Consider the following 24758-nt stretch of genomic DNA (forward strand, 5'->3'; position numbering starts at 1 on the left):
GGCAAAAATGACCAGACTGATGGGGAGAAAACTAGCCGAATTGCGGACCTGGACGATCGATACCGCAGGCACATCATCTTTGGAGGGACTTGCCACATGAGAAGAAAAGGTACCAAGCTGTTTATTCTAGCCGCTGCAGTCGCATTGGCGCTGCCGAACGGTGCATTTGCCGAAGAAAAGAGTCCACCCGGTTCGTCCGGGACGACGGTCGATCTCGCCCCTTCAGCCCGTTCGGCCATTCTAATGGACGCCGATAGCGGTACGATTATTTTCGAGAAAAACAGTCATGACAAGCTTCCGCCCGCCAGCATTACAAAAGTAATGACGATGCTGCTCATTATGGAGTCGCTCGATAATGGCGTAATCAAGCTGACCGACAAAGTGCAAGCAAGCGAATATGCCGCATCGATGGGAGGCTCGCAAATTTTTCTAGAGCCCGGAGAAGAAATGACGGTAGACGAAATGATTAAAGGGATTGCGCTTGCTTCCGGCAATGACGCGTCGGTGGCAATGGCGGAAAAGCTTGCGGGGTCAGAGCAGCAGTTCGTTGCCAGAATGAACGAGAAGGCGAAGGAACTAGGTTTGCAAAATACACATTTTGCGAACTGTAACGGGCTCCCTACCGCCGAACATTATACGTCCGCCCATGACATTGCAGTTATGTCGAAAGAACTGCTCAAACATTCGGAAATTACGAACTATACCGGACTCTATCAGGACTATTTGCGCAAATCGTCGGAGAAGCCGTTCTGGCTTGTCAATACGAACAAGCTGGTTCGTTTCTACAGCGGCGCCGACGGACTGAAAACGGGCTTTACGAACGAAGCCAAGTTTTGTCTTTCGGCTACGGCCAAACGAGACAATTTGCGCGTCGTAGCGGTAGTGATGGGCGAGCCGAACACGAAGACGCGCAACAATGAAGTAGCGCAAATGTTCGATTTCGCCTTTGCGCAATATATGACGCATCCGATCTTTAAAGAAGGCGACGCGATGGGCACGGCGCGGATCGAGAAGGGCGCGCAAGCGGAGCTTCCGCTCGTTGCAAGCCACAATTACAGCGTGCTGCTCAAAAAAGGAACACCGACGACCGACATTCGCCATGAGCTGCAGCTTGAGCCGTTGAAGGCGCCGGTGAAGGCCGGCCAGCCGATCGGCAAACTGATCGTTTATCAAGGCGATCAAGTGCTCAAGGAATTCCCGGTTGATTCGCCGCAGCTAATCGAGCGGGCAGGATGGTGGAAGCTGCTGAAGCGTTCCTTCCACGGCTTGTTCACATAGATCAGCTCGTTAACAGACGCGTAAAATGTCGCCTTCTAGCCGTTTGCTTCTAGTTTTGTCGCCAAGCAGGAAAGCCGCCGCTATTTGGAGAAATGCTAGGTCTATCCAAATGCGATTGCTTAAAGGAGTGGAACTGCGACGATGACATTGCAAGCCGAATTGGAGCAACACCGTAACGTATTGATTGTCCGTCTGCGAGGCGAGCTCGACCATCATACAGCCGATGTCGTGCGGTATAAGATGGAGGAAGCAATCGCCAGAGGAACGAGCAATCATATCGTCCTCAGCTTGAAGGAGCTGCAGTTTATGGACAGCTCGGGGCTCGGCGTCATATTGGGCAGGTATAAGCAGGTGAAGGGCAAGGGCGGCAAAATGGTCGTCTGCGGCGTCAATCCGAACGTATACCGGCTGCTCGAGATGTCAGGCTTATTCAAAATTTTGGAGATGTATGACAATGAGCGGTCCGCGTTATTAAGTTTGGAGGTGGTATCGTGAACGGACGGAACGAAAAGAACGAAATGACGCTCGAATTCAGCGCCCGCTCGGAGAATGAAAGCTTCGCCCGGGTGGCGATCGCGGCTTTCGTTTCCCAGCTGGATCCGACGCTGGATGAGCTGAATGATTTGAAAACGGCAGTATCCGAAGCGGTAACGAATGCGATCATTCACGGCTACGACGGCGACGCTTCCGGAAAAGTGAAGATCGAAGCGTGGATCGAAGGCGACGCCGTCTCTATCACGGTAAGCGACCGCGGTCGCGGCATCGAAGACTTGGAGCTCGCGAGACAGCCGCTCTATACGTCCAAACCGGAAATGGAACGCTCGGGAATGGGTTTTACGATTATGGAAAATTTCATGGACCGTTTCGAGGTCGTCAGTAAGCTTAACGCGGGTACACGCGTCGAGATGCTGAAACGAATCGAATCGAAAAAAGCGCTGTACAACTAGCGCATAGGGGTTGAACCTCATGGATGTCGATTTGAAGCAAACGGCTCAGCCGTACTTAGATGATGCCGAGGTGAAACGCCTCATCGCGTTAAGCCAATCCGGCGATACTTTGGCAAGAGACACGCTCGTGCAGTGCAATATCAGGCTGGTGTGGTCGGTCGTTCAACGGTTTATTAACCGCGGATACGAGCCTGAGGACCTGTTTCAGATCGGCTGTATCGGGCTGCTGAAATCGGTCGATAAGTTCGATCTGTCCTACGATGTGAAATTTTCGACGTACGCGGTACCGATGATTATTGGAGAAATACAGCGGTTCCTGCGTGACGACGGCACGCTGAAAGTGAGCCGCTCGCTCAAGGAGACAGCCAACAAGGTGCGGAAGATGAAGGATGAGCTGTCCAAGACGCTTGGCCGGCTTCCTACGATCAGCGAAGTGGCTGAACGGCTTGGCATTACGCCGGAGGATGTCGTATTCGCGCAGGAGGCGAATAAGCCGCCGACGTCCATTCACGAGACGGTGTTCGAGAACGACGGCGACCCGATCACGCTGATGGACCAGATTGCCGATGATTCGCAAGAGAAGTGGTTTGATAAGCTGGCGCTGGTCGAAGCGATCGAAGGACTTAGCGAGCGCGAGCGGTTGATCGTCTATTTGCGGTATTACCGGGATAAGACTCAGTCCGAGGTAGCAAGCAGGCTTGGTATTTCACAAGTGCAGGTATCCCGCCTCGAGAAAAAAATATTGCAGTCCATCCGAGACCAAATCGCTCAATAGCGATTTGGTCTTTTCCGTTTATTACCTTGGTATGCATGACTATCCGCCTCGCCCTTTTACCATACTAAACGGGAAGCATGACCCATCCCACACGTTAGGAATGATGTCAGATGGACGCATCGCGAGAGTCGGCCTTCTATCTGCGTCTGAAAAAAAGAATATACATTAAGCCCGGCAAAGAAGTGACGCTTCAGCAAGCCGCGAGGCTGCTCGGTACAAGCGAGGAGCAGGAGGAACGGCTCGGCTCTATCGTCCTTTATAAGCATGCGAAAGCGGATGGCAATCGCGTCGTAATCGATTTGCTGCAAGTCGTGAAGAAGATTAGGACGGCTGAGCCCGGTTTGACTGTCGAAGCGTACGGCGATCCGCAAGTGCTTGTGATGGTGGCCGAGAAGGCAGTCAAGCCGCGAATCGCCGTTCTTTTATTAGCCTGGCTGCTTCTATTTTTCGGCGCGGGCTTGGCGATCATGAACTTCCATACCGACGTCAGCATGAAGGAGGTTCATATTCGAATCGTCGAGCTGATTACGGGCAAACGAACAGAGCATCCGCTCTGGTTCCAAATTCCGTATTCGTTCGGCATTGGGCTCGGGATGATTTTGTTCTTTAACCATTTGTTCCGCAAAAGGTTCAATGAAGAGCCGAATCCGCTCGAAGTAGAGCTGTATACGTACCAGGAAAATGTGAACGCCTACGTTATCGCCGACGAGATGCGCAAGATGAACGACCGCAACGAAGGAGCGGATGGCCATGTGGATTGAATGGGCGGGCAATCTGTTCATTGTGCTGCTGGGCGTGTCCGGGGGACTTGCGGTCGGCAGCGGACTGGTCGCGCTTCTTATCGTGCTCGACCTCATTCCGAGGCTGGCGCAGCTGGGAAGGGCGTACCGCCAGTCGCCTTGGTTCGAGACGGCGGTGACGTTCGGATCGGTCTACTGGTCGTTTGCCGATTTTCTCGACTGGGAGATTTCCATTCCCGGTCAGTTCCCGCTTATTGCAATCGGCCTGCTGGACGGCATTTTCGTCGGTATGCTTGCCGCTGCTCTAACCGAGGTGATGAACGTGCTGCCTATCTTGGCCAAACGGATGAACTTATCAAAATATATGGTGTCGCTCGTGATGGCGATGGTGCTCGGCAAGACGCTGGGCTCCTTGTTCGACTGGCTCGTATTCCAGTGGTAGCGGGCAGCGAAACCAACAAGCAGAAGAAAGGATGGACAGCATGAGGGATCGCGAGAAGGAACAAGGTGAGTCGCAAGGCAACGAAGGGGCTCCGCCGGCAAGCTATGTGCCGTTAGAGAGGCTAAATGAGGAGACTGGATTTTCATCGGCTGAGGAGAATTGGCCGCCAGAAGGAACGACGGAATGGCAGCCGCCGCGCAAAACGAAGGACCGGAACCGGAAGTCGTCTTCCAGTTCGTCAAATTCCGCCTCCGGGGCCGATGCCGGCATACCGGACCGGCTGGACGATGTGCTGGAACGGCTTCGCAACGAGGTTGGCTACGGCGTCAGCTTCGACGTCGTCGTCCGGGAAATGGTATTCGGCGGACGTAGAGCAGCCTTTTTCTTCATGAATGGCCTGTCGATGGGTTTGTTGCTCACCGACATTATCAAACGGCTCACCTACTTGCAGGCGGAAGATTTGTCAGCGGATGCGTTCCACGATTTTTTCAACCATTATGTGCCGGCCTCGCAAGTGAGTCCGGTTACGGAATGGAATAAAATGCTGACGAGCGTGCTCTCTGGCGACACGGCGTTTCTGATCGACAAAGAGACGACAGCGCTCATTATCGACGCCAAAAACTTTCCTTCGCGTGGACCGGACGAGCCGACAATCGAGCGGGTCGTAAGAGGCAGCAGGGACGGTTTTACTGAGACGTTGATGGTCAACATTTCGCTCGTTCGCAGACGGCTGCGCGATCCGCAGCTCAGATACGAGCTACTGAAGGTTGGCGAGCGGACGCAAACCGACATTTGCGTCGCCTATATTGACGATTTGGCTGACAAGGAATTGGTGGAATCGATTAAGGATAAAATCAAAATGGTCCACGTCGACGGCCTGCCGCTGGCCGACAAGCAGTTGGAGGAAGCAACCGTTCAACGGGGGTGGAATCCGTATCCGCTCGTCCGCTATTCCGAAAGGCCGGACGTCGTGTCCGCCCATTTGCTGGAAGGAGCGGTAGCCGTATTTGTCGATACATCGCCTTCGGTTATGATTTTGCCTACGACCTTCTTCGACCTGGTCCAGCATGCGGAGGAAAACCGGCAGACGCCGTTTATCGGCACCTACCTGCGATGGGTGCGTTTTATCGGCATCTTCGCCTCGCTGTTTTTGCTGCCGCTTTGGCTCATGTTCGTGCTTTACCCGGAATTGAAGCCAGCAGCTTTGAACGTGCTGGGACCGCAGGAGACAGGCAAACTGCCGCTCGTCCTGCAATTTTTGATGGTAGAGGTCGGCGTCGATCTCATGCGTCTCGCGTCGGTACATACGCCAAGCACGTTGGCGACGGCCATGTCATTGGTAGCGGCTATAATGATCGGCGACATTGCGGTCAAAACCGGTTTCTTTATCAACGAGGTCATCTTGTATATGGCCATTGCCGCGATTGGCATGTTCGCTACGCCCAGCTATGAGCTTGGACTGGCGAACCGAATTGTGCGTCTGCTGCTGATTATCGTCGTGGCGGCGTTCAGGGTGCCGGGCTTCGTCATTGCGACGACGGCGGTCATTATGATGCTCAGCATGCAGCGCTCCTTCAACCGTCCGTACATGTGGCCGTTTATTCCGTTCGATCCGCGTGCGGTATGGAATATTATCGTACGTCAGCCTGTTCTTAAGAATCGGACGAGGCCAAATCTGCTCCGTCCACAGCAGCGCGATAAAATGCCGCGAACCGATTAATACGATAATAATGCAAATCAATTGTTGAATTATCCATTTCTCTATCCGTTAGATTGCGATATACTGTCAATATTGAGCGAATCGTAATCATTTATAGTCTATCTGCTGCAGATAGAGGGAGAAAAGGGGATATATCAAATGTATTTGCATGGAACTAGTAAAGTAAATGCCCAAGGGCATCTGGAAATCGGCGGCGTCGACACGACTGAGCTCGCGCAACAATTCGGCACGCCGCTTTATATTGTCGACGAGGCGCTTGTGCGCCAGCGCGCTTCCGAGTATGTGGAAGCGTTCAAAGCGTCGGGTCTGAAATTCCAGGTCGCTTATGCGAGCAAAGCGTTCAGCGTTATGGCAATGTGCGTTATTGCCGAGCAAGAAGGACTGTCGCTTGACGTCGTATCCGACGGCGAGCTGTATACGGCGCTGCAAGCCGGCTTCCCGGCAGAGCGCATTCATTTCCACGGCAACAATAAGACGCCGGAAGAAATCAATACGGCGCTTGAAGCGGGCATCGGCTGCTTCGTTGTCGACAATTTCACCGAGCTGCACCTGTTGAACGCCCTCGCGGCGGAGAAGGGCCAGACGGTTAAAATTTTGCTTCGCATCACTCCGGGCGTTGAAGCGCATACGCATGAGTACATTTCGACTGGCCAACAAGATTCTAAATTCGGTTTCGACCTGGCGAACGGTGCGGCGAAGCAAGCGATTTCCGAAGCAATTAAGCTCGCTAATCTCGATGTTCTGGGCGTTCACTCGCACATCGGCTCGCAAATTTTCGAAGTGGACGGCTTCCGCGCAGCGGTAGACAAAGTAGCGGAATTTGCGGTGCAAATCCGTGATGAGCTCGGCTTGACGTTCAAGGTTATCAATCTCGGCGGCGGCTTCGGCATTCGTTATGTAGAAGGCGACACGCCACTGCCGGTTTCGAAATATGTCGGCGCGATTACCGACGCTATTATTACCAACTTCACAGCGGCTAACTTCCCATTGCCTGAAATTTGGGTTGAGCCGGGCCGCAGCATGGTCGGCGACGCTGGCACGACGCTTTATACGGTCGGCACAACGAAGGATATCCCTGGCGTGCGCAAATATATCGCAGTTGACGGCGGCATGACCGACAATCCGCGTCCGGCGCTGTACCAATCGCGTTACGAGGCGATTTTGGCTAACCGCGCGAACGAAGCGAACGAAGAGACGGTAACGATCGCGGGCAAAGCTTGCGAAAGCGGCGACAAGCTCATTATCGATCTGGAGCTGCCGAAAGCGAATATCGGCGATCTGCTGGCCGTATTCTGCACAGGCGCTTACAACTACGCGATGGCAAGCAACTACAATCGCATTCGCCGTCCAGCTGTCGTTTTCGTCAAAGACGGTCAAGCGGATCTTGTCGTGAAGCGCGAATCGCTGGAAAATATCGTGAGCAATGACGTCATCCCTGCACGCCTTAGCAAAGCTCCGCTTGCGAAGTAAGGGCGAAATTTGGTAACGTATAGATATTCAATGCAGAAAGGTTGATGTTCATTCATGGCAAAACAAGCAAAAATATCGCTCGCTAACGGCGGAGAGGTTCTTATCGACCTGTTCGACCAAGATGCTCCCAATACGGTTGCAAACTTTGAAAAGCTCGCAAGCGAGGGCTTTTACAACGGCTTGACGTTCCACCGTGTCATTCCAGGTTTCGTCGCGCAAGGCGGATGCCCTAACGGCTCTGGAACCGGCGGCCCAGGTTACACGATCAACTGCGAGATTAACCCGAACAAGCATGAGCGCGGAAGCCTTGCAATGGCGCATGCTGGCCGTAACACTGGCGGCAGCCAGTTCTATATCGCTTACCAGCCTCAGCCGCACCTGGACGGTCAACATACCGTTTTCGGCAAAGTGAGCAAAGGCATGGAGCATGTTGACGCGTTTCAAGGACGCGACAAGATGGAAAAGGTTGAAGTTTACGACGTTTAATGATAAGATAGGCACTATATTAAAGTAAGTTGTGATCCTTCGGGGCAGGGTGAAATTCCCAACCGGCGGTGATCGGACGGCGTGCGGAGGCAAGGGGACAACCCCGGGCTCCGGCGTCGTTCGTCAGTCCGTGACCCGATCTGATCGCGGCTGGAGCGCACTAGCGCACGGCGGCGAACGGAGCGGTGGACCTGGTGCGAATCCGGGACCGACAGTATAGTCTGGATGGGAGAAGGAGTCACATTCGGAAAAAAAGGTTGGATATGAACCTTTATTTGCTTGTGCTCATTTTCACAAAGTGAGGCAGGCTAGTTTAGGTCTGTTTCAATTGCTTTATTTTTGTTCCGAAGTGAATCCAATTCACCTGCGCCCCGTTGGCTCTATGACGCCGATAGGGGTGTTTTTGCGTTTATGGAAGTTATTAACGATTCGTATTATATGAGCCTAGCGCTAGATATGGCGGCAAAAGCAGCTGGGCAAACCGGCATTAATCCGGTTGTCGGCTGCGTTGTTGTAAAAGAAGGGCGAATTATCGGCATTGGCACCCATTTGAAAAGGGGAACCGGACACGCCGAAGTTCATGCGCTGCAGATGGCGGGAGACGAGGCGGAAGGCTCAACTGTCTATGTGACGCTGGAGCCTTGCAGCCACTTTGGGAAGACGCCGCCATGCTGCGAACGGATTATCGACGCGAAAGCGGCGAGAGTCGTCGTGGCGACGACCGACCCGAATCCGCAAGTAGCCGGAAGAGGCATTTCCCGTTTGCGCGAAGCCGGCATTGAGGTAGAAGTCGGCTTGCTGGAAGAACGGTCCCGCAGCATGAATGAGAGGTTCAACAAATATATTACGACGAAGCTGCCCTTCGTCACCTTGAAGACGGCCAGTACGCTGGACGGCAAAATCGCCTCGAAGACGGGCGATAGCCGATGGGTAACCGGCGCGGCGGCAAGAGAGCAGGTGCACACGCTCCGCCATCAGCACGAAGCGATTATGGTCGGGATCGGAACGGTTCTTGCCGATGATCCGTTGCTGACGACGCGAGCGCAAGTGCCCGCGATCGATCCGGTACGGATCATTGTGGACAGCCGGCTGCGACTGTCGCTAAGCGCAAGAGTCGTTACGGACCGGTCGGTTAGAACGATTGTTCTGACGACGGCGGCAGCGGATTCGGAAAAGGCTGCGCAGTTGTCCGCCGCCGGAGTGGAGGTCCTTACGTGCGGCGAAGGAAATGAGGTCGATCTGAACAAGGCGATACGAAAGCTCGGCGAGCTGGAGATCGGTTCAATCTTGCTCGAAGGCGGCGGCAAGCTAAATGGCGCCATGCTGACCGCGGGCTTGATTGACAAGATCGTTCTGCACATGGCGACTAAAATTATTGGCGGCGCAGAGGCGCCCGGCACCTTTACGTTCGAAGGCTTTGAGAAAATGTCGCAGGCAATTGAGCTGAAGCAAGTGACCGTCGAGACGGCGGGCGAAGATATCGTAATTGCCGGTTATCCGGCCTATCGCAACGAATAGGAGGAATGCCCGATGTTTACCGGTCTTATTGAGGAAGTCGGCGTCCTGCGCAAAACGGTTAAGCAAGGAGAGGCGCTCGTACTCACCGTCGGCGCTTCCGTCGTCACGGAAGGAGTGGCGTTAGGCGACAGCATTTCGGTCAACGGCGTTTGTTTGACAGTCGTCGCATTTGGCCCGCATCACTTCGAGGCGGATGTCATGCCGGAGACGTACCGGAAGTCGAATTTGCATCGGTTGAAGCCCGGTCAGCCCGTTAACTTGGAACGGGCGATGGCAGCGGGCGGCCGCTTTGGCGGTCATATCGTGCAAGGACATGTCGACGGCACCGGCGTTATCGCAAGCCGCAGCAAAGACGCAAACGCAGTAGTATTCGGCATACAATTAACCGATAACGAGATGCTTCGTTACGTCATTCCAAAAGGCTCGGTTACGATCGACGGCATTAGCTTGACGGTCGTCGATACCGACGCATCGGGGTTTGCCGTATCGGTCATCCCGCATACGTTAAGCGAGACGGCGCTGCTCGATAAAAAACCGGGCGAAACGGTTAATATCGAATGCGACGTAATCGGAAAGTACGTCGATCATTTGTTGCATTACGGACGTTCTGGGGCGGCAAGCAGACAGGGCAGCTCCCCATCGACCGGCAAGAGCTCGCGTTTGTCCGCCGCCTTTCTAAGCGAAAACGGTTTTCTATAAAGCAGATAAAGAAGAGAGATAGGAGGGATTGCAATGGAACAGCATCAACAGCAAGAACAAGAGCAAGGACATTCGGACGGACAATTGGCTATCTTCGATTCGGTTGAAGAAGCGCTTGCCGATCTGAAAGCAGGAAAGCCAATTATCGTCGTAGACGACGAGGACCGCGAAAATGAGGGCGATCTGATCGCGCTCTCCGAGAAAGCGACGCCAGAGGTCATTAACTTTATGATTACCGAAGCGCGCGGGCTCGTCTGCGTGCCGATTACGCAAGAACGCGCTGAAGAGTTGGAATTGCCGCCAATGGTTGCGCAAAATACCGACAACCACGGCACGGCATTTACCGTTTCGGTCGATCATATCGAGACGACGACAGGCATTTCCGCTTATGAGCGTTCGCTGACAGTCAAATCGCTGATTGATGGTGCGACGAAATCGTCCGATTATCGCAGACCCGGCCATATTTTTCCACTCATTGCCAAAGATGGCGGCGTTCTGAGGCGCGCTGGACATACCGAGGCGGCAATTGATCTGGCCCGCATGTGCGATGCTTATCCATCCGGCGTCATTTGCGAAATTATTAACGAAGACGGTACGATGGCGCGCTTGCCGCATTTGGCGGAATTCAAGCGAAAACATCAATTGAAGCTAATTACTATTCAGAGCATGATTCAATACCGCAACGAGAAAGAAAAGCTTGTAGAGCGGGTTGTCGATGTGAATCTTCCAACAGACTTCGGTCTCTTTCGCGCCGTGGCCTTTACGAATGAAGTGGACGATAAGGAGCATGTCGCGCTTGTAAAGGGAGAAATCGACCCATCGAAACCGGTGCTCGTTCGCGTTCATTCCGAGTGCTTGACGGGCGATGTATTCCACTCGCATAGATGCGACTGTGGACCGCAGCTGGAAGCGGCACTTAAGCAAATCGACGAGGAAGGCTCCGGCATTTTGCTGTACATGCGTCAAGAAGGACGGGGCATCGGACTCGTCAATAAGCTGAAAGCGTACGCGCTGCAGGAGCAAGGACTTGATACAGTGGACGCTAATCTGAAGCTGGGATTCGCACCCGATCTTCGCGATTATGGAATAGGAGCACAGATTCTAAAAGATTTGGGCGTTCGTAAAATGCGCCTGTTGACGAACAACCCCCGCAAAATTAAAGGACTGGAAGGCCATGGAATTGAAGTGGTCGAGCGCGTCCCGATTCAAATGCAAGAAAGCGCCGACAACGCGAATTATTTGCGCACGAAAAAGTCGAAGTTGGGTCACCTGCTTCGTTTTGAAGACCAGGATCAGCAATAACCAAACTTATCCGCCGGATGGCGGCCAATTTAAAGGAGGAAATAAAAAATGCCGCATGTATATGAGGGTCATTTAGTATCAGAAGGTTTGAAGTTCGGAGTTGTTGTAGGAAGGTTTAACGAATTCATCTCGAGCAAGCTGCTTGGCGGCGCGCTGGACGCCTTCAAGCGTCACGGGGCAGAGGACGGCGATGTTGAAGTTGCTTGGGTACCGGGAGCGTTCGAGATTCCGCTTATTGCGCAAAAGATGGCTGAAAGCGGCAAATACGACGCCGTCATTACGCTCGGAGCTGTCATCCGGGGTTCAACTCCGCATTTCGATTTCGTCTGCAATGAAGCGGCTAAAGGCGTAGCTGCTATTGCTTTGAAAACAGGCGTGCCGACGATTTTCGGCGTTCTGACGGTCGATTCGATCGAGCAAGCGATTGAGCGGGCGGGCACAAAAGCAGGAAATAAAGGCTACGAAGCGGCAACTTCCGCAATAGAGATGGCAAATTTAACGAAATTGCTGCATAATTAAGAGATAGACTTTGCAGCGGGGGGAAATAGGCAGTGACGGTGCTTTACAAGCTTGAATCATTCGAGGGGCCGCTCGATTTGCTTTTGCATCTTATCGACAAGGCGGAAATCGATATCCATGAAGTATCCATCCACGAAATAACCGATCAGTATATGGATTACTTGCATGCGATGAAAGAATTGGAGCTGGATGTGACGAGCGAATTTCTCGTCATGGCGGCTACGCTGCTGTCGATTAAGAGCAAGCAGCTGCTGCCCAAGCCGCCCGTTTTTGAAGATGAGTACGAGGAGTGGCCGGACGATGGGCTGGATCCGCGGGACGAGCTCATTCAGAAGCTGGTCGAGTATCGGAAATTCAAGCAAATCGCCGAACAGCTGCGGGATAAGGAAATGGAACGCAGTCTCGTTTATTCCAGGGAGCCAGACGATCTTACTCCTTTCATGAAAGAGGAGATCGTCAATCCGCTGGAGGGACTGCATGTCTCCGATCTGATTGCGGCTTTCCAGCGAGCGTTGAAGAAGGCCGCCAGGCGTAATGTCGTCGCTACCGTTCAACGGGACGAAATATCGGTCAAAGACCGGATTCAGGATATCATGCACGTGCTGCGGCAATTCGAAACCGTTCGATTCTCCAAGCTGATTCGCGAGAACATGGATAAGCAGGAAATCGTCGTCACGTTTCTTGCGATACTGGAGCTCATGAAGATGAAGCACATCAGGTGCTTCCAGCATCAGCTGTTTGACGATATCGTGATTCATTGGAGAGGAGAAACGGCGGAAAGTGGATTATTCGAAGTTGAAGACGATTATTGAGGGCTTGCTGTTTATGGCCGGCGACGAAGGGCTGAACAAACGGCAGCTGGCCGATATTATGGAGATCGAGGGCGATTTGGCCGCCGATTTAGTGTACGAGCTGCACCGCGATTTGGCAAGAGAGGGGCGGGGCGTTCAAGTAACGGAAATCGCCGGTTCCTATCGGCTGACGACGCATCCGGAACACGCCGCTTATTTCGAGCGGATGGCTTATACGCCGACCCGTTCTCAGCTGTCGCAAGCGGCGCTTGAAACGCTTTCGATCGTCGCCTACAAACAGCCGATTACACGGATTGACATCGAAGAAATCCGCGGCGTGAAGAGCGACAGGGCGATTCAATCGCTTGTCTCTAAAGATCTTATTGAAGAGGTGGGCCGGGCGGATGCCATCGGCCGTCCGATTCTATACGGCACAACGAAATCATTTCTCGATTATTTCGGTTTACCTAGCATCAAGGCGTTGCCCGAGCCAAAAACGGTTGATGTCGACGACGCGCTTGAGGAACAGACGCAAATGCTGTTCGAACGACTTGGCGAAAGACAAACGACGATTGACGAATTTATTCCAGTCCGTGAGACGGATTCTACCGAAGAGCCTGCTTCTTGAAGCGGGCTTTTTATTATGCCGAACGGCGAATGGGAAAACATAGCCGCTGGCTATACTATAGGCAGCCCATGGAAACGGAGGAAGCGGGATGCCTGGATATGTATACGGCTGGCTTGTGACGGCTGCTGTTGTTGGAATGACGCTGATCGTGCTGGCGCTGCTCTCTCCTGTACGGATTCGGTTTCACACCTTTAAGGCAGGCAGCGACGACGACGTTACAATCGAGTTAAAAGCGTTGTATGGCTTGCTAGTCTATAGCTTGCAAATCCCTTCGGTTAAATTTTACGGCGGTTTGATGCATCTGCAGGGGACGGTATCGGGATCGACTGCCGGAATGGATGTCTCGTCGGAAAAAAAGGACGATATCGGATGGGATAAAATATCCAAGCTTGTGGACAAAATGAAGCAAATTATTCAAATTACGAGGCATTTGCCTGATTGGGTGAAACAAACGGCCAAACGGATTCAGCTTAAAGAATTAAGCTTGCAAATCAAAATAGGAACGGGAGATGCGATGTGGACGGCGATGGCGACGGGGCTCGTCTGGTCGCTGCTGACGACCTTTTTCGGTCTGGTGTCGCAGTATGTGCATGTGAAGCGGGAGCCTGCATTTACGATCGCACCCGATTATAAGCAAGTTAGCTTTGCCGCCGAGTGCTTGTGCATCGTGCAAATCCGTCTCGTATATGCGATCTTTGCCGGGCTGCATCTCTTGGCTCGCGCCAAGAAAGGGAAAGGGGGCGTGAAGGCATGGCAAAATATCCTATCCAAGGCTTAACTCAAATCATAACAGGTGTGTAAATAATTAGTAGTTACGTTCCGATAATCAATCTGTAGGATTATTGAACAGACGGAGGACGGGACTTGGAAAATCATAGGCTAGAGGCTAAATTAACAGCAGCAGCGGTTACAAAAATTATGGGAGATGTATGGGAGCCGGCCAGACGGAATAGTGACGGTGAAATGGTTTTGAAGTTAAACCTTCACTTGGCTTGGGTAGCGTGGGGCGGAACGTTCCTCTTATTCGGTATGAGTATAGCGAGCACTATTGCTTACCTGATCTATGGTGAGGAAGCGACGGGCATTGACTTGACACCAGTAGGCATTTTATGGATTACTGCTCTTCTCATCGGGGCTGCTTCATTGATCTTTATTCGCTGTAAAGCGATTGTGAATGATACGACGATTCGAGTTCACACGATGTTTAAAGTGAAAGAAATTGATTTCGCTGACATTCAAAAAATGACAGTATGGAAATTTCCTTCAAGATTCGTGCTGCATGGCACACATCATAAAGTCCGAATGCAAACCAATTACAAAGGAACAGGCGAGTTCATCACGCTTCTGCATGATAAAATTGGTTACGAGAAAAGCAAACCTGCAATCGTCTTTCGGGATCTGAACAAAGAACAGCTGCGAAGATATAGCGGAACTAACAGAAGGTAATGAATTCAGTTTTGAGGAGTAGCGAGGGGCAGAGGGATTCTGGAGAGGAATTTGGCTATAATGGCGATCGGAAGAACCCCTGGCCCGCAGCGCTTTCCCTCATTACAGTCATGCAAATGCAAATTAAAAGAGTTAAGCCGTGCTTTGGTTTAACTCTTTTTCTTTTGTCAGAAGATGATGTGCCACGTTGCTTGTTGCCATACATACTTCATCCGTGTAGAGTGCACAATACAAAAGCGTAGGTAAGTCCTTATCCATAACGCAGAGGAGGAGTAAGGCATGGCAGAACATCCTATCCAAGGCTTAATGCAAACCGCCATGGAAAACATCAAAGAAATGGTCGATGTCAATACGATCGTCGGTGATCCCGTTCAAACCCCGGACGGCAGCATCATTATGCCGATATCGAAGGTAGGCTTCGGTTTTGTTGCCGGCGGCAGCGATATTCGTACAGACGGCGGAGACAGCTATTCTTCAGCATCGGACGGGCATAACCATAGTTCGTCGTCCTCGCCGTTTGGCGGCGGCAGCGGCGGCGGCGTATCGATTACGCCGATTGCTTTTCTTGTCGTCGGTACTCAAGGCGTGAAAGTCGTGCCCCTCGACAATCAAACTCATTTGATGGAGCGCATCATCGATTCGGCTCCGCAAGTGTTCGACAAGGTTCAATCCATGATCAAAAACAATTCCAATTCCAGCGACTATATCACGGATGGAAGCGAAACTCTTATTTAGCCCTATTGGGAACTGCCCGCAAGGGCAGTTTTTCATTTCCGGCGGAGGAAGCGTCTGAATTGCCTCGTACAAGCATAGAATATAGAAGAACCATCAATAGCATTCGTGACAACGAAGGGAGCTGCAATAAACCGATGAAAGCAAGCATGCTGCGCCGGCTGACGGCTTCGGCGCTGCTCATTGCGCTGCTGTCCTGGACAAGCTCGCCAGCCCAAGCAAGCGCAGAACCGAAGCCGCTCAAGACGAACGCGAACGCCTCGTCGCTGATCGACGTCAAATCGGGCCGTTTGCTCTACAGCGAGGACGGCGATAAAAGGCTGAGAATCGCCAGCTTAACTAAAATTATGACCGCCATCGTCGCAATTGAACACGGCAATCTGTCGGATGTCGTGAAAACGAGCACTCGCGCGGCGCGTAAAGAAGGGTCTTCGATTTTTCTCGAGCTGGGCGAAGAGATGACGCTTCTCAATATGCTTTACGGATTAATGCTTCGTTCGGGCAACGACGCTGCAACGGCGATCGCCGAGCATGTAGGCGGCTCTGAAGAAGGCTTTGTCGTACTGATGAACGAGAAAGCGGCCTATCTAGGCTTAAGTAACAGTCAATTCAAAAACCCTCACGGACTAGACGAAGAAGGCCACTATTCGTCATCCAACGATTTGGCCAAGCTTGCAGCCTATGCTTTGAAAAATCCGGTTTTCGCCGACATCGTCAAAACGAAATTGAAGCAAGTGCCTAACCCACATGAGAAATGGCAGTATTCCTGGAAAAACAAAAACAAAATGCTGACGATGTACGAAGGAGCGGATGGGGTTAAAACCGGTTATACAAAATTAAGCTTTCGCTGTCTCGTCAGCTCCGCGACGAGAAACGGACAGCAGCTGGCTGCCGTTACGATCAATGACGGCGACGACTGGGCTGATCATCGCTCCATGCTCGACTGGGGCTTCAATAATTACCCGCTTGTGGAAATTGCAAACAAAGGACAAGAGGTTGCGGGATATCCTTACGTGGTAGGACAATCGCTTCGATATCCGCTTTCGCATGACGAGGAATTGACATCTCGGCTCGTTGTAGAGGGACGGGAAACGGCACGTTTTGCATTAGGGGAACGCGGAGCGCTGGAATGGTATTTGAACGGGGAGAAGGTAGCCTCGCTGCCCGTTTACGAGCCTCAAAGCGAGCGGCTGAAGCTGCCGGATAAACAGCCGATGACGAAGCAGTCTCTGGCTGACTATACAAAGGCGCAAACGGGGAAAGTGCCTTTGCTGTATTCGATTGCGGAAGCATTTAACGCTTTATTTGGCTAATGGGGGAGGAAGAACGTAAGATGGTGAACTGGATCTGGTTGTTTTTTATTGTGGCAAGCGTAATAGCGGCGGCGGTGACGGGGAAAATCGACGCGGTAACGCAAGCGGCGTTCGAAGGAGCCAAATCGGGCGTGACGGTCAGCTTTGGCTTAATCAGCATCATGGTATTCTGGCTTGGCATGATGCGAATTGCTGACGACGCCGGCTTGCTAAAAAAGCTGGCTAAGCTGCTCAGCCCGATCGTCCGGGTGTTATTTCCCGATGTGCCTAAAAATCACCCAGCGCTCGGGTACATTATGAGCAATCTTAGCGCTAATTTGTTTGGTCTCGGCAATGCAGCAACACCGATGGGCATAAAAGCGATGCAGGAGCTGCAAAAGCTGAATCCAGACCCGGCGACGGCTACTCCTGCCATGTGTACATTGCTTGCTTTAAATACGTCCAGCATTACGTTAATACCGACCACTTTAATCGCAATTCGAATGAATTATGGCTCCGCCAACCCGGCGGAAATCGTCGGGACAACACTGGCTGCCACCTTTGTCGCAACGGCCGCGGCTATTATCGCGGACCGCTGGTACCGCAATCGAAGCCGTAAAACGCCGCCGCCGAACATCGATACAAAAGGCGGCAACGAATATACGGCGAATCGATTAACAGAACGTCCGGCATCCTCCTCCGATTCTATTTCCGCCGCCGCGCCGGGAGGTGGAGGTATTGCTTGAGGCGTTTACAAGAATGTCCGCTTGGCTAATCCCTGCTATCATCGTATTTATTCCTCTTTATGCCGCATTCAAGAAAGTTCCCGTATATGAAACATTTGTCGAAGGCGCGAAGGACGGCTTCGGCACTGCGATCAATATTATCCCACATCTTGTCGGCATGATGGTGGCGATCAGCATGTTTCGGGCTTCAGGCGCGATGGACATGCTGCTTGGCTTCGTCAAGCCGCTGTTCGACTGGCTAAGCATTCCGACCGAGGTTCTGCCGCTAGGCATTTTGCGTCCGCTTACCGGCGCCGGATCGCTCGCTTTTACGGCCGACCTGATTCAAACCTACGGTCCCGACTCCATGATTGGCCGGATCGCATCAACGATACAGGGCAGTACCGATACGACGCTGTATGTGCTGACTGTCTATTTCGGCGCAATCGGCATCCGACGTTCCAGATATGCTCTTAAGGTGGGGCTGTTTTCCGATTTGGTCGGATTTTTAGCGGCGATTTTTATTTGCTTATACATATTTGGTTAAGGTTTGCTTGTGCTTTGCCTTCGTTATCGTTATGATGGAGTTTGAGGTGAAAGCATTGGAACGTTTACAAAAAATATTGGCGCAAGCAGGCATCGCTTCCCGCCGCAAATGCGAGGAAATGATTTTGGCCGGCCAAGTGGAAGTCAACGGCGAGAAGGTCACGACGCTTGGTGTGAAAGCAGACGCTGACGCCGATGTCATCACGGTGAATGGCAAGCCGATCAAGAGCGAGAAAAAGCTGTACTTGATGCTGAATAAACCTAAAGGTGTCATCACGAGCGCGAAAGATCCGCAAGGGCGCAAAGTGGTGGCTGATTTTTTGCCCGGCATCAAAGAGAGGGTTTATCCCGTCGGTCGTCTGGACTACGATACGGAAGGGCTGCTGCTGCTGACGAACGACGGCGAATTCGCCAACCTGCTGACGCATCCGAGCCATCACGTGCCGAAGACTTATTATGCGACCGTCAAAGGCGTACCGCACGGTTCCCTGCTTGAGCAGTTGCAGAAGGGCATTAAGCTGGAGGACGGCATGACCGCTCCCGCCGAGGCGGAATACCAGGACATTGATACGGAGAAGAATGTATCTACTATCCGCATTACGATTCACGAAGGGCGGAACCGTCAGGTTCGGCGGATGTTCGAAGCAATTAACCACCCGGTCATTAGGCTGCGGCGTGTTAAATTCGGAGAGCTGGGGCTGCAAAACATGGCGAGAGGACAATTTCGTCATTTGACGCCGGTAGAAGTGAAAGAGCTTCGGGAATGCGCGCGTAAGACACATAAAGTTCATAAATAGCGATTGGCGGCAGCAGTCTATGCCGCCCAATTTTCGTTATAATGGAATTATTACAAGCTGACATCGAATGAAATGCAGGTGAATGAGGATGGGCAAATACCGCAAGCCGGTGCAAATTGTCATCTTGCTTGCCGTTCTTATTATCGGAGGCTATGCGATCGGAACGACATTATTTGCGGCAGACGAAACGACGGTACCGAAGGTAGGAGGAACACCTCCGGATTTTACGCTTGTCGATTTGAACGGCAACGTGCACTCGCTGTCGGACTATGAAGGGAAAGCGGTCGTCATTAATTTCTGGGGCACTTTTTGTCCGCCATGCGTCAAAGAAATGCCGGAGTTCGAGCGGCAGTTTGCCAAGTGGAAGGACGAAGGGCTGGAAATACTGGCCATCAATTTGAGTGAGGACACGCTGACAGTGAATAATTTCGTACGGCGGTTCGAACTGAACTATCCGATCTTAAGGGATGTCAACAGGAAGACGGAACGCAGCTTCGGCTTAAAATCGTATCCGACCACCTTCTTCGTAAAGCCGGACGGCAAAATTATGGAGATTAGAGTCGGAGGAATGACAGAGCAGGATATCGATGAGCGCGTCATTCAGCTGCTGAAGGACTAGGGGGTTTACGAGGTGTTATCGCTACATAACACAAAATGCGAATGCGGTCACCAGAACGCCGTCGGCACAGTGCTGTGCGAAAGCTGCGGCAAGCCGCTGATTGAGGACGCCGAGGCGGATACGCCCCTTGAGATGCGTTATGACGGCGTCGCCCGCCGTTCGCAGAAGCGCAATCCGAACATCATCGATCGGGTGTGGAATTTTTTCTCGTCGGTGAAGATTGCGATTTATTTAATTATTATTACGCTGCTTGCATCTATGCTAGGCACGATTTATCCCCAAGAAAACTCGTTTTTGAACAACTTCGAGCCATCCACCTATTATAAGCAGCAATATGGATCTCTAGGACAGCTCTATTATGAGCTTGGACTGTCGAGAACTTATGAATCGTGGTGGTTCATTACGCTGCTCGTGATGATCGGCACTTCGCTTGTCATCTGCAGTTTGGACCGTGTGCTTCCATTATACAAAGCGCTAAGCAAGCAGCAGGTTCGCAAGCATCTGCGGTTCATTTTGCGTCAAAAGACTGTCTACAAGGGGAAAGTAGAGGGTTCTGCGGAGAAGTGGACGGCTGAGTTCGCTGAGCATTTAAAACGGAAGCGCTACCGCGTATATGTGGACGGTACAGCTTTGCTGGCCGAGAAGAACCGTTTCAGCCGCTGGGGACCGTATATCAATCATATCGGCCTCATCTTGTTTCTGCTTGCCATACTGGCAAGGAGCATACCCGGTTGGCAGATGGACAGCTATGTTACCGTGCAGGACGGCGAAACGGTACACATCGAAGGTACGAACTATTATGTGAAGAACGAGAAGTTTAACATTGAGTTCTACGCCGAGGACGAGCTGCCGGAAGAATTGAAGGGACAAGCACGGGCGAAGAAATACGAAACGAAAGCGGTTCTGTACACTTGCGAAAGCCGTTGCGGCGATATGGACGGCAATCCGGAGCTGGTTGAAGTGGAACGCCACGATATTTTGGTCAACAGCCCGTTAATGTACAAGGAGCTCAAGCTGTACCAATTCGATTATGACATCACGCCGAAGCTGAAAGGCGTTCGGCCGACACTCCACGACAAGGCGACCGGCCAGTCGTACGGACCATTCGAGCTGCCGATGAAAGATGCGCCGCTCGAGTATGACGTCGGCCCGTATCATATGAAGCTAATGGCTAATTATATGGAGTTCGCGGTTGGCCAGGACGGCGAACCGGTTACGCTCGGCCGCGAGCCGAAGGCGCCGGCTTTTGTCTTTCTCATTAACGGTCCGGGCTTACCGGAGAAAGGACAGCCGTATATCTACTTCCCGATGCAAAAGGATAAGGAGAAGTTCGGACAGGATAAGCTGAACGCGGCGCTTGCGGACAAACTCGAAATTAAAGTCGACACCATGGATAACGTACAGTTCGCGGAAGCGTCGACCTATCTGAACGTTCGTATCGACAAAGCGCTTAATTATGTCTGGTTCGGAGCCGTCATCTCGATGCTCGGTCTGCTGATGGGTTCCTACTGGCAGCATCGCCGCATCTGGCTGCGGATTGACGACGGCGAGCTGTCGCTCGGCGCCTATACGAATAAAAACTGGTACGGGATGCGCGCCGATGTCGCATGGGCGTTAGGCAAATCCGGCATTGCCGTCGAACCAAAGTCGCTTGATAACGGAGGGAACAACGCGTGAGTTTAGTCGAATTCAGCAGCGATGCGTTTGTCGTCGCCTTTTTCTTATACTGCTTTGCCTTTTTATTCTATGTCATTGCAATAGCGGGCAGAAAGTGGAGCAATCGGGATCCGCAAGTCCATCAGAAGAAATGGAGCCGTATCGCGTTCATTACTTCTACGCTTGGCCTGGCAGGACATCTGGTCTTCTTCTTCACCCGCTGGATTGGCAGCGGTCAGATTCCGACCAGCAACATGTATGAGTTTATTACATTCCTCGGCATGGCCATCATGATTGCGTTTACGATCGTTTATGCGATTTATCGCAAGCCGCTGCTCGGCATGTTCGCCCTGCCGCTGACGATTATCGTTGTTGCGTATGCGGCGGTGTTCCCGCAAGAGGTACAGCCGCTCATTCCGGCGCTCGACAGCATTTGGCTGAAGGTGCACGTAACGACGGCGGCGCTTGGCGAAGCATTCTTTGCGGTAGGTTTTGCCGCCGGATTAATGTATTTGCTGCGTGCGGTCGACTTCAGCAGCAAAACGAAGGAAGCGAAACGCGCTCAATTTTGGGTGGAATTTTCTTTATACGTCATTCTGATTGTCATCGGATTTATCGTTGCCGTGTTTGCTTTCCGCGGCGCGGGCTATGAAGCGCAATTCATTCAAGAAAAATCGGTAATCGACAGCAGGGGAGCTGAACAGACTACAGAAGAGAAGGTCGACTATTCGCTGCCTCCGATTGTGAAGCCTTACAACAGTCAGGTGGTGTCGGTCGATTCGTTCCTTGGAATGGATAAGCCGCTGTTTGAAGCGCCAAGCTGGATGGACGGCGTTAATGCGGGCCGCAAGCTGAATACCGTAGTATGGTCAGTCATTGCCGGTTCCTTGCTTTACGGGCTCCTTCGACTTGCATTCCGCAGGTCGCTATCGAAGGTCATTCATCCGCTGATGGACGGCATTGATGCCGAAGATTTGGATGAGATCAGCTATCGGTCGATTGCGATCGGCTTCCCAATCTTTACGCTCGGCGCACTCATTTTCGCGATGATCTGGGCCGAGAAAGCATGGGGCCGATTCTGGGGCTGGGATCCGAAGGAAGTATGGGCGCTTATCTCTTGGCTCTATTACAGCGCCTACTTGCATTTCCGCCTTTCCCGCGGCTGGCAGGGCATGAAATCGTCCTGGCTCGCCGTTATCGGCTTCGTCGTTATCTTGTTCACGCTTGTCGGCGTCAACCTGATCATAGCCGGCCTGCATTCGTACGCAGGCGTATAATAACGAATCATATACTTGTTTGAGGAAGGAGCAATGCCCCATGACCGATTACGCCAACCGCATTCTCGTCGTTGACGACGAGGAGCGCATCCGCCGACTGCTCAAAATGTATTTGGAGAAAGAAGGCTATCAAATCGATGAGGCCGAGGACGGCGAAACCGCCCTGCGGCTCGCCACCGCCTCCGATTACTCGTTAATTTTGCTCGATGTCATGCTGCCTGGCATAGACGGCGTGGAGGTTTGCTCCCGGCTTCGTCAGGTAAAGGCTACTCCGGTCATTATGCTGACGGCAAAGGGCGAGGAAATGAACCGCGTGCAAGGCTTCGAGGTAGGCGCCGACGATTACGTCGTGAAGCCTTTCAGCCCCCGCGAGGTCATTTATCGGGTCAAAGCGATACTGCGCCGCTCTTCAACGACGGCGTTTCTCACCAAGGAAGTCAATTCGAGCAACAATATTGTATTTCCGAATTTGGTCATCGAGCATGACGCCCATCGGGTAACGGCGGGCGGACAGGAAGTCAGCTTGACGCCAAAAGAATACGAGCTGCTGCATTACCTAGCAATCTCGCCGGATAAAGTTTTCTCGCGCGAGGAGCTTTTGAAGGATGTTTGGAACTACGAGTTTTTCGGCGATTTGCGCACGGTCGATACGCACGTGAAGCGTCTGCGCGAGAAGCTGAATAAAGTATCGCCGGATGCAGCTTCGATGATTACAACGGTTTGGGGCGTCGGCTACAAGCTTGAGGTTCCGAAGTAATGAAGTCTCTTCGCCGCAGCTGGATCGGCTATTTGTTTCACAGTGTTGTCGGCAAGCTGTGGGGAACGATCATTTTACTCGTTGCGATCGTTCTCCTCATTCTTGGCGCTTTTTTGCTTCAATACATCGATTACGCCTTTGTCGAATACCAGCATAAAATTAAAGTTGTCTTTACGGTTGTCGGTATTATCGGATTTTTGCTCTCCACCTTTTTCGCTTTCTTCTTATCGCGAAAAATACAACAGCCGCTGCTGCAATTGAAAGAAGCGGCCGATTCGATCGCCGAAGGCAATTATCGGACGAAAGTTGAAATTGGATCGACGGACGAGATCGGCGACCTAGCGAAAACGTTCAATCATATGACCGGCCAGCTCGACAAGCTGATCAACGATCTCAATCACGAGAAGGAGCAGCTGTCCAGCATATTGAGAAGCATGGGCGACGCTGTTATCACGTTCGACTCCGAGGGAGAAGTCATCCTGACCAACCCGCTTGGACAGATTTTGCTGTCACGATGGTCCGATCTTGACTTAGCCTGGCAGGGTGGCCCGGAAGAAGAAGAGGAGGAGCGCTATAAAGGCGTTCCTGGACCGCTGAGGGATACGTTCTTGACGGTTCTGACTGAAGGACGGGATTTAACTGATAAAATTCAGGTCCAAAGCAACGTCTGGTCGGTCGTTATGGCGCCTATGCAAACCGAAGGCATCATTCGCGGAGCCGTTGCGGTTGTCCGCAACGTAACGGAGGAACATAAGCTGGAGAAGCTGCGCCGTGATTTCGTCGCCAATGTCTCGCATGAAATCCGTACGCCGCTCTCTATGCTGCAGGGATACAGCGAAGCGCTGCTTGACGATATCGTTGCTTCGCCTGAAGAACGCAAGGAACTGGTGCAGGTCATTTATGACGAGTCGCTTCGCATGAGTCGCCTTGTCAACGATTTTCTTGATATGGCTCGGATGGAAGCAGGACACGTTGAATTGAACGTTCAGCCATTCGATATTCGAGGCACGGTACAGCGCGTTCACCGCAAGTTTCAAGTCTATGCGAAAGAGCGAGAGGTAGCGCTCAACAAGCTGCTGCCGAACGAGCCGCTCGTACTGAACGGAGCGGATGAAGATCGGCTGGAGCAAGTGCTGACCAATCTGCTCGACAATGCGCTGCGGCATACGCCGTCGGGCAAATCGATTACGATCTCGGCCGAAGCCGCGCCGCCGATCAACGGCACCCATTACGTACTGCTTCGTGTAAAAGACGAGGGCAAAGGTATTCCAAGCGAAGATGTGCCCTATGTGTTTGAGCGGTTCTATAAAGCGGACAAAGCCCGCAAGCGGGGTTCGTCTGGAGGAACAGGACTAGGACTTGCCATCGTCAAAAATATCATCACCCAGCATCGCGGACGAATCGAGGTCGACAGCGCCGTCGGCAAAGGAACGACCTTTACGCTGCTGCTGCCTGTCGAATTCAAGTCATAGCTGTCGCAACGCTCCCATACGGGAGCGTTTTTTTGTAGAACAAAGCAATAAAATCTTGTTGTTCGTGGAACATAAGTCTTCCGGTCTACCTGAAGCAAAAAAAGAAACCTTCCGCAGACGGCTT

27 protein-coding genes and 1 riboswitch are annotated in these 24758 nt (G+C 52.2%); all 27 genes read left to right on the plus strand.

Going from position 1 to position 24758, the window contains the following annotated elements; translation table 11 throughout:
- Positions 1-96: 96 nt before the first annotated feature.
- The 27 genes from ACFVTB_RS13870 (at position 97) to ACFVTB_RS14000 (ending at position 24634) form a co-directional block, all read left to right on the plus strand.
- Positions 97-1278: a D-alanyl-D-alanine carboxypeptidase family protein gene (locus ACFVTB_RS13870; RefSeq protein ID WP_387749759.1), complete on the plus strand. Its 1182-nt coding sequence runs from the start codon at positions 97-99 to the stop codon at positions 1276-1278.
- Positions 1279-1419: 141 nt separating this feature from the next.
- On the plus strand, positions 1420-1773 hold the full coding sequence (gene spoIIAA / locus ACFVTB_RS13875; protein ID WP_387749762.1) for an anti-sigma F factor antagonist: 354 nt from the start codon (positions 1420-1422) through the stop codon (positions 1771-1773).
- Between the two features lie 23 nt (positions 1774-1796).
- A complete protein-coding gene (spoIIAB, locus tag ACFVTB_RS13880; RefSeq protein ID WP_387750182.1) occupies positions 1797-2225 on the plus strand; it encodes an anti-sigma F factor in 429 nt (142 codons plus the stop codon).
- Between the two features lie 19 nt (positions 2226-2244).
- Positions 2245-3000: an RNA polymerase sporulation sigma factor SigF gene (gene sigF / locus ACFVTB_RS13885; protein ID WP_387749765.1), complete on the plus strand. Its 756-nt coding sequence runs from the start codon at positions 2245-2247 to the stop codon at positions 2998-3000.
- Between the two features lie 110 nt (positions 3001-3110).
- Positions 3111-3761, plus strand: coding sequence for a stage V sporulation protein AA (locus ACFVTB_RS13890; protein ID WP_387749767.1), 651 nt, complete (start codon positions 3111-3113; stop codon positions 3759-3761).
- Positions 3745-4182 (plus strand): stage V sporulation protein AB, encoded by a 438-nt coding sequence (locus ACFVTB_RS13895; protein WP_387749770.1) that lies wholly within the window; start codon positions 3745-3747, stop codon positions 4180-4182. Before ACFVTB_RS13890 ends, ACFVTB_RS13895 begins: the two co-directional genes overlap by 17 nt.
- A gap of 31 nt (positions 4183-4213) precedes the next feature.
- Complete coding sequence (locus ACFVTB_RS13900) at positions 4214-5902, plus strand: spore germination protein (protein ID WP_387749773.1); 1689 nt, start codon at positions 4214-4216, stop codon at positions 5900-5902.
- A gap of 138 nt (positions 5903-6040) precedes the next feature.
- The gene (lysA, locus tag ACFVTB_RS13905) at positions 6041-7372 is read left to right on the plus strand and encodes a diaminopimelate decarboxylase (RefSeq protein ID WP_387749775.1); all 1332 of its coding nucleotides are present in this window, start codon (positions 6041-6043) and stop codon (positions 7370-7372) included.
- A 54-nt stretch (positions 7373-7426) separates the two neighbouring features.
- On the plus strand, positions 7427-7858 hold the full coding sequence (locus ACFVTB_RS13910) for a peptidylprolyl isomerase (RefSeq protein WP_387749778.1): 432 nt from the start codon (positions 7427-7429) through the stop codon (positions 7856-7858).
- Between the two features lie 31 nt (positions 7859-7889).
- Positions 7890-8099, plus strand: a riboswitch (FMN riboswitch).
- A gap of 170 nt (positions 8100-8269) precedes the next feature.
- On the plus strand, positions 8270-9376 hold the full coding sequence (gene ribD / locus ACFVTB_RS13915; RefSeq protein WP_387749781.1) for a bifunctional diaminohydroxyphosphoribosylaminopyrimidine deaminase/5-amino-6-(5-phosphoribosylamino)uracil reductase RibD: 1107 nt from the start codon (positions 8270-8272) through the stop codon (positions 9374-9376).
- A gap of 12 nt (positions 9377-9388) precedes the next feature.
- Positions 9389-10075 (plus strand): riboflavin synthase, encoded by a 687-nt coding sequence (ribE, locus tag ACFVTB_RS13920; protein ID WP_387749783.1) that lies wholly within the window; start codon positions 9389-9391, stop codon positions 10073-10075.
- 33 nt (positions 10076-10108) lie between these two features.
- A complete protein-coding gene (locus ACFVTB_RS13925) occupies positions 10109-11377 on the plus strand; it encodes a bifunctional 3,4-dihydroxy-2-butanone-4-phosphate synthase/GTP cyclohydrolase II (protein WP_387749786.1) in 1269 nt (422 codons plus the stop codon).
- Positions 11378-11425: 48 nt separating this feature from the next.
- A complete protein-coding gene (gene ribH / locus ACFVTB_RS13930; RefSeq protein ID WP_387749789.1) occupies positions 11426-11896 on the plus strand; it encodes a 6,7-dimethyl-8-ribityllumazine synthase in 471 nt (156 codons plus the stop codon).
- A 32-nt stretch (positions 11897-11928) separates the two neighbouring features.
- On the plus strand, positions 11929-12708 hold the full coding sequence (locus ACFVTB_RS13935) for a segregation and condensation protein A (RefSeq protein ID WP_387749792.1): 780 nt from the start codon (positions 11929-11931) through the stop codon (positions 12706-12708).
- A complete protein-coding gene (scpB, locus tag ACFVTB_RS13940; RefSeq protein ID WP_387749794.1) occupies positions 12677-13315 on the plus strand; it encodes an SMC-Scp complex subunit ScpB in 639 nt (212 codons plus the stop codon). Before ACFVTB_RS13935 ends, scpB begins: the two co-directional genes overlap by 32 nt.
- A gap of 88 nt (positions 13316-13403) precedes the next feature.
- A complete protein-coding gene (locus tag ACFVTB_RS13945) occupies positions 13404-14093 on the plus strand; it encodes a DUF2953 domain-containing protein (protein WP_387749797.1) in 690 nt (229 codons plus the stop codon).
- A gap of 86 nt (positions 14094-14179) precedes the next feature.
- Positions 14180-14761: a hypothetical protein gene (locus ACFVTB_RS13950; RefSeq protein WP_387749800.1), complete on the plus strand. Its 582-nt coding sequence runs from the start codon at positions 14180-14182 to the stop codon at positions 14759-14761.
- 279 nt (positions 14762-15040) lie between these two features.
- Entirely contained in the window at positions 15041-15496 is a 456-nt protein-coding gene (ytfJ, locus tag ACFVTB_RS13955) for a GerW family sporulation protein (RefSeq protein ID WP_387749802.1), read from the plus strand.
- Between the two features lie 134 nt (positions 15497-15630).
- Entirely contained in the window at positions 15631-16806 is a 1176-nt protein-coding gene (locus tag ACFVTB_RS13960; protein WP_387749804.1) for a D-alanyl-D-alanine carboxypeptidase family protein, read from the plus strand.
- A 20-nt stretch (positions 16807-16826) separates the two neighbouring features.
- The gene (locus tag ACFVTB_RS13965) at positions 16827-17531 is read left to right on the plus strand and encodes a nucleoside recognition domain-containing protein (protein WP_387749807.1); all 705 of its coding nucleotides are present in this window, start codon (positions 16827-16829) and stop codon (positions 17529-17531) included.
- 13 nt (positions 17532-17544) lie between these two features.
- The gene (locus tag ACFVTB_RS13970) at positions 17545-18057 is read left to right on the plus strand and encodes a spore maturation protein (RefSeq protein ID WP_387749810.1); all 513 of its coding nucleotides are present in this window, start codon (positions 17545-17547) and stop codon (positions 18055-18057) included.
- A 55-nt stretch (positions 18058-18112) separates the two neighbouring features.
- Complete coding sequence (locus ACFVTB_RS13975; protein ID WP_387749813.1) at positions 18113-18853, plus strand: pseudouridine synthase; 741 nt, start codon at positions 18113-18115, stop codon at positions 18851-18853.
- An 88-nt stretch (positions 18854-18941) separates the two neighbouring features.
- On the plus strand, positions 18942-19472 hold the full coding sequence (locus ACFVTB_RS13980) for a redoxin domain-containing protein (protein WP_387749816.1): 531 nt from the start codon (positions 18942-18944) through the stop codon (positions 19470-19472).
- A 12-nt stretch (positions 19473-19484) separates the two neighbouring features.
- Positions 19485-21149: a cytochrome c biogenesis protein ResB gene (resB, locus tag ACFVTB_RS13985; protein WP_387749818.1), complete on the plus strand. Its 1665-nt coding sequence runs from the start codon at positions 19485-19487 to the stop codon at positions 21147-21149.
- A complete protein-coding gene (gene ccsA / locus ACFVTB_RS13990) occupies positions 21146-22405 on the plus strand; it encodes a cytochrome c biogenesis protein CcsA (RefSeq protein WP_387749821.1) in 1260 nt (419 codons plus the stop codon). The genes resB and ccsA overlap by 4 nt, the downstream gene beginning before the upstream one ends.
- A gap of 40 nt (positions 22406-22445) precedes the next feature.
- A complete protein-coding gene (locus ACFVTB_RS13995) occupies positions 22446-23162 on the plus strand; it encodes a response regulator transcription factor (RefSeq protein WP_387749824.1) in 717 nt (238 codons plus the stop codon).
- On the plus strand, positions 23162-24634 hold the full coding sequence (locus tag ACFVTB_RS14000; protein ID WP_387749826.1) for a HAMP domain-containing sensor histidine kinase: 1473 nt from the start codon (positions 23162-23164) through the stop codon (positions 24632-24634). The genes ACFVTB_RS13995 and ACFVTB_RS14000 overlap by 1 nt, the downstream gene beginning before the upstream one ends.
- Positions 24635-24758: the final 124 nt, after the last annotated feature.

The organism is Paenibacillus sp. NPDC058071 (assembly GCF_042885235.1).
In the GTDB taxonomy this organism is placed as follows: Bacteria; Bacillota; Bacilli; order Paenibacillales; family Paenibacillaceae; genus Pristimantibacillus.

Excerpts from the sequence above, each read along its gene's own strand:
- ribE (WP_387749783.1), top strand. The coding sequence starts at position 9,389 with ATGTTTACCGGTCTTATTGAGGAAGTCGGCGTCCTGCGCAAAACGGTT.
- ACFVTB_RS13980 (WP_387749816.1), top strand. The coding sequence starts at position 18,942 with ATGGGCAAATACCGCAAGCCGGTGCAAATTGTCATCTTGCTTGCCGTT.
- ACFVTB_RS13870 (WP_387749759.1), top strand. The coding sequence starts at position 97 with ATGAGAAGAAAAGGTACCAAGCTGTTTATTCTAGCCGCTGCAGTCGCA.
- ACFVTB_RS13960 (WP_387749804.1), top strand. The coding sequence starts at position 15,631 with ATGAAAGCAAGCATGCTGCGCCGGCTGACGGCTTCGGCGCTGCTCATT.
- spoIIAB (WP_387750182.1), top strand. The coding sequence starts at position 1,797 with ATGACGCTCGAATTCAGCGCCCGCTCGGAGAATGAAAGCTTCGCCCGG.
- ACFVTB_RS13900 (WP_387749773.1), top strand. The coding sequence starts at position 4,214 with ATGGACAGCATGAGGGATCGCGAGAAGGAACAAGGTGAGTCGCAAGGC.
- ACFVTB_RS13945 (WP_387749797.1), top strand. The coding sequence starts at position 13,404 with ATGCCTGGATATGTATACGGCTGGCTTGTGACGGCTGCTGTTGTTGGA.
- ACFVTB_RS14000 (WP_387749826.1), top strand. The coding sequence starts at position 23,162 with ATGAAGTCTCTTCGCCGCAGCTGGATCGGCTATTTGTTTCACAGTGTT.
- ribD (WP_387749781.1), top strand. The coding sequence starts at position 8,270 with ATGGAAGTTATTAACGATTCGTATTATATGAGCCTAGCGCTAGATATG.
- ribH (WP_387749789.1), top strand. The coding sequence starts at position 11,426 with ATGCCGCATGTATATGAGGGTCATTTAGTATCAGAAGGTTTGAAGTTC.
- ACFVTB_RS13995 (WP_387749824.1), top strand. The coding sequence starts at position 22,446 with ATGACCGATTACGCCAACCGCATTCTCGTCGTTGACGACGAGGAGCGC.
- ytfJ (WP_387749802.1), top strand. The coding sequence starts at position 15,041 with ATGGCAGAACATCCTATCCAAGGCTTAATGCAAACCGCCATGGAAAAC.
- spoIIAA (WP_387749762.1), top strand. The coding sequence starts at position 1,420 with ATGACATTGCAAGCCGAATTGGAGCAACACCGTAACGTATTGATTGTC.
- ACFVTB_RS13910 (WP_387749778.1), top strand. The coding sequence starts at position 7,427 with ATGGCAAAACAAGCAAAAATATCGCTCGCTAACGGCGGAGAGGTTCTT.
- lysA (WP_387749775.1), top strand. The coding sequence starts at position 6,041 with ATGTATTTGCATGGAACTAGTAAAGTAAATGCCCAAGGGCATCTGGAA.
- ACFVTB_RS13895 (WP_387749770.1), top strand. The coding sequence starts at position 3,745 with ATGGCCATGTGGATTGAATGGGCGGGCAATCTGTTCATTGTGCTGCTG.
- sigF (WP_387749765.1), top strand. The coding sequence starts at position 2,245 with ATGGATGTCGATTTGAAGCAAACGGCTCAGCCGTACTTAGATGATGCC.
- ACFVTB_RS13965 (WP_387749807.1), top strand. The coding sequence starts at position 16,827 with ATGGTGAACTGGATCTGGTTGTTTTTTATTGTGGCAAGCGTAATAGCG.
- ACFVTB_RS13970 (WP_387749810.1), top strand. The coding sequence starts at position 17,545 with ATGTCCGCTTGGCTAATCCCTGCTATCATCGTATTTATTCCTCTTTAT.
- ACFVTB_RS13925 (WP_387749786.1), top strand. The coding sequence starts at position 10,109 with ATGGAACAGCATCAACAGCAAGAACAAGAGCAAGGACATTCGGACGGA.
- ACFVTB_RS13890 (WP_387749767.1), top strand. The coding sequence starts at position 3,111 with ATGGACGCATCGCGAGAGTCGGCCTTCTATCTGCGTCTGAAAAAAAGA.